The sequence below is a fragment of the Gordonibacter sp. genome, from assembly GCF_036667095.1.
GTDB lineage: Bacteria > Actinomycetota > Coriobacteriia > Coriobacteriales > Eggerthellaceae > Gordonibacter.
Genome location: NZ_JAVWUP010000281.1, coordinates 1 through 2,580 on the forward strand (window position 1 = coordinate 1; position 2,580 = coordinate 2,580).

General features: G+C 52.7%; 5 protein-coding genes. All 5 read right to left on the bottom strand.

Features of this window, described 5'->3' with window-relative positions; translation table 11 throughout:
• Positions 1-471: 471 nt before the first annotated feature.
• A complete protein-coding gene (locus RR842_RS13680; protein ID WP_332730143.1) occupies positions 472-804 on the bottom strand; it encodes a hypothetical protein in 333 nt (110 codons plus the stop codon).
• A gap of 101 nt (positions 805-905) precedes the next feature.
• Entirely contained in the window at positions 906-1,625 is a 720-nt protein-coding gene (locus tag RR842_RS13685; protein ID WP_332730147.1) for an HNH endonuclease, read from the bottom strand.
• The gene (locus tag RR842_RS13690; protein WP_332730144.1) at positions 1,625-2,113 is read right to left on the bottom strand and encodes a hypothetical protein; all 489 of its coding nucleotides are present in this window, start codon (positions 2,111-2,113) and stop codon (positions 1,625-1,627) included. Before RR842_RS13690 ends, RR842_RS13685 begins: the two co-directional genes overlap by 1 nt.
• 5 nt (positions 2,114-2,118) lie before the next feature.
• Complete coding sequence (locus RR842_RS13695) at positions 2,119-2,370, bottom strand: hypothetical protein (RefSeq protein ID WP_332730145.1); 252 nt, start codon at positions 2,368-2,370, stop codon at positions 2,119-2,121.
• 6 nt (positions 2,371-2,376) lie between these two features.
• Positions 2,377-2,580, bottom strand: a 204-nt coding sequence (locus RR842_RS13700; protein WP_332730146.1) for a hypothetical protein, incomplete at its 5' end; no start/stop codon positions are given.

The window sequence follows — 2,580 nt, forward strand, 5'->3', positions numbered from 1 at the left end:
TCTAGAAAACAAGCTGCGTAACCGCACTGATTTGCGGTAAAAATGGTGCTTGAACTGGAACTATGAGTAAAAATTAGCGGTTACACTGGTTACACCCGGTTACACCCTGGGTGTAACCGTTTTTAATGCATTTGAACTGGTGTTTTGTTTTGCGGTTACAGGGTTACACCCTTGGAGGCATCTTCTCTATAGTGATTTTTAATATTTTATTATTAATATATCTCCCATATACCCTATATATAATATATATATTAATAACGCGCATGCGTCGTGCGCGCACGTACGCACGTATGAGAGATGCCTTCAAGGGTGTAACCCTGTAACCGTTTTGCATTCCACCAGTTCAGGCGTGCTGTTTTTGGTTACACCCTGGGTGTAACCGGGTGTAACCAGTGTAACCAGTTAAAAACCTACAATTTAGCCTGCTCAAAGCGTGTTTCTTGGCACAATTAGCGTGGTTACGCACTTAAATTAGAGGGTGTTTTCGACTTTTAGCATGTTGAGGTAGTCGCGCAGTGGGCTTGCTTCTTCGGTTGCACCACGGGTCGTGGCTCCAAGCAATGTCTTGATGCAAGCGTTGTACTGCTGCATGGTTTCTCGGTACTGCCGTGCTGCTTGGGTTGGGCGTTGCTTGGATAGATTGTTAGGGTGGACCTCAATCATGGGTAATTCACGTAGGGTGGCCAGGCGGCGTTCCATGAAGGCCACCTCGGTGAGCATGGGGGTGATGATAGATTGCGCGGAAACGTCGGCATCGGCAAACATCTCCATCAGATCCGCCACTCGCTTTTCGATTTGTCCCATAATCGCATCACATCCCGTCTTTTTTGAGGTCTCGCATGGAGATACCCAGAAATCCTAAAAAATTGCTCGCTGCGAGAGAAGAGATCACTCTAACAATCTCCTTAGAAACCATCGCCGGATGACCCCGGGGGGTCTGGTTGGTAGCTATCCCACCATTGCTCTATAGCTTTTGACCATATCACAGAGCGCTGTACGGCTCTTTCAAGGCATAACGACTTTGGACACTCAATGAATAAACTCTCAGCCCCTAAGCTCTGTGTAAGTCTCACACGCTCCATCAGCAATGGGTAACCACCTATCACCCACGCCCGTTGCCACTTCCCCGCCCTAACCTTGATGTGATCGAGTAGCGCGTTGCGCACCACCATCGCGGATGGCAGCAGGCCGCTGGGTTTGTTATATATCCCTGCGGTGCAGATAGCTGCAAACAACTTGTCCACGTCCACCACAAGGTCCTCAGGTGCCGCGTTGTCCTCCACCCACGAGGTCTTGCCCGAGCAGGGCGAGCCCCATACCATATACACCTCGCGCCCGTGTTTGCTGTAGGGGTTGCCGCCCTGCCACCGGTCGTGGATCTTGTTGTGGCAGCGATGGTGCACCAGCTCCACATTGTCCGGGTTGAGGGTTACGGTAGCGTCGTTAACGTTGTCCTGGGTAACCTCGATGGTATGGTGGCCAATGCAATCGTACTTGGCGATGATGGGCTTGCCGCAGTGGGCGCAAATGTTTGCCCCTCCATCACCTAAGCGTTCCAACTTCAGGGCAAGGATGAAGCGCTGCCAGGTCTTCGACTTGCGGAACTCTTCGACCGTGCGAAACATCACCACGCCTCTTCTTCGGCGCGCTTCTCTTTCAGGCCTAGTTCTCGCTCCTTGAGCTTCAGCGCCGCAGCATCACGGGCGTATTCGTCTGGCCGCCAGTTCGTGAGCAGGAATATGCCGGCCGTGACATTCGGCGGGAAGTACTGCTCTTCGGTGTAGTGGATCACGTCTTCGGTTTCCGATAAACGCTTGCCATCTTTGTACTCGATGCGCTTAACCTTCATGGCTCGCTGCACAAGATGCGTGTGCCCGAGCGCCGAAGTGAACAGCGCCGCACGTACTTCGTCGGAGGGCTGCTTGCGTGCGTCCTTGATGAACTTGGCGAACTCGGCGTGATCGACTTTGTATCGCGACCAGGTAGACCACGCGAAGCCGATATCGCGGCACACTTCCTTCTCGGTCATACCCTCTTCTAGCTTCATGCGCACCAAAGGGAGCATGCCCATCAGCTCGTTGTAGCGCGAGGTGCGCCCTCCTTTGCTACTCAAGCACATCACTCTTCCTCAAGGTTTTTAATACGTGCCTCATGGTCGGCGGATACGGTTTGAAGATTGTCGATTTTGTCCCCGTGTCCATCAAGCCGTTTGTCGGCTCGCGTAATGAAATCCTGCATCGTTTTGTTGAGCACCAACACGTTGGCGTTTAGGTCAACGAAGGGGCTAACCGCCTTTACAACAAGCGTAATAAGGGCACCAATAGACACCATCCCTGTCACAATCAGCCCTATGATTTCTGATTCTTCCACTGCTGGTTACTTGCCGATGATGATGGTGTCGCCAGGTTTGACCACATGGGTAGTCTCGTTGCACCCATGCTCTGGTTCTGGCGTCGGATCCGGGGTTGGCGCAGGCTGCGCGGGCTTAGCCCAGTCTTTGCCCTCGATGCCGTCTACGATGGAGGTAGCAATATCAACCCACGACGTACTATCCCAGGCCGCCTTATCTTCGTGGCGGTC

Bases quoted from the DNA above. Each gene is read 5' to 3' on its own strand.
- RR842_RS13680 (WP_332730143.1), bottom strand. From the start codon at position 804: ATGGGACAAATCGAAAAGCGAGTGGCGGATCTGATGGAGATGTTTGCC.
- RR842_RS13685 (WP_332730147.1), bottom strand. From the start codon at position 1,625: ATGTTTCGCACGGTCGAAGAGTTCCGCAAGTCGAAGACCTGGCAGCGC.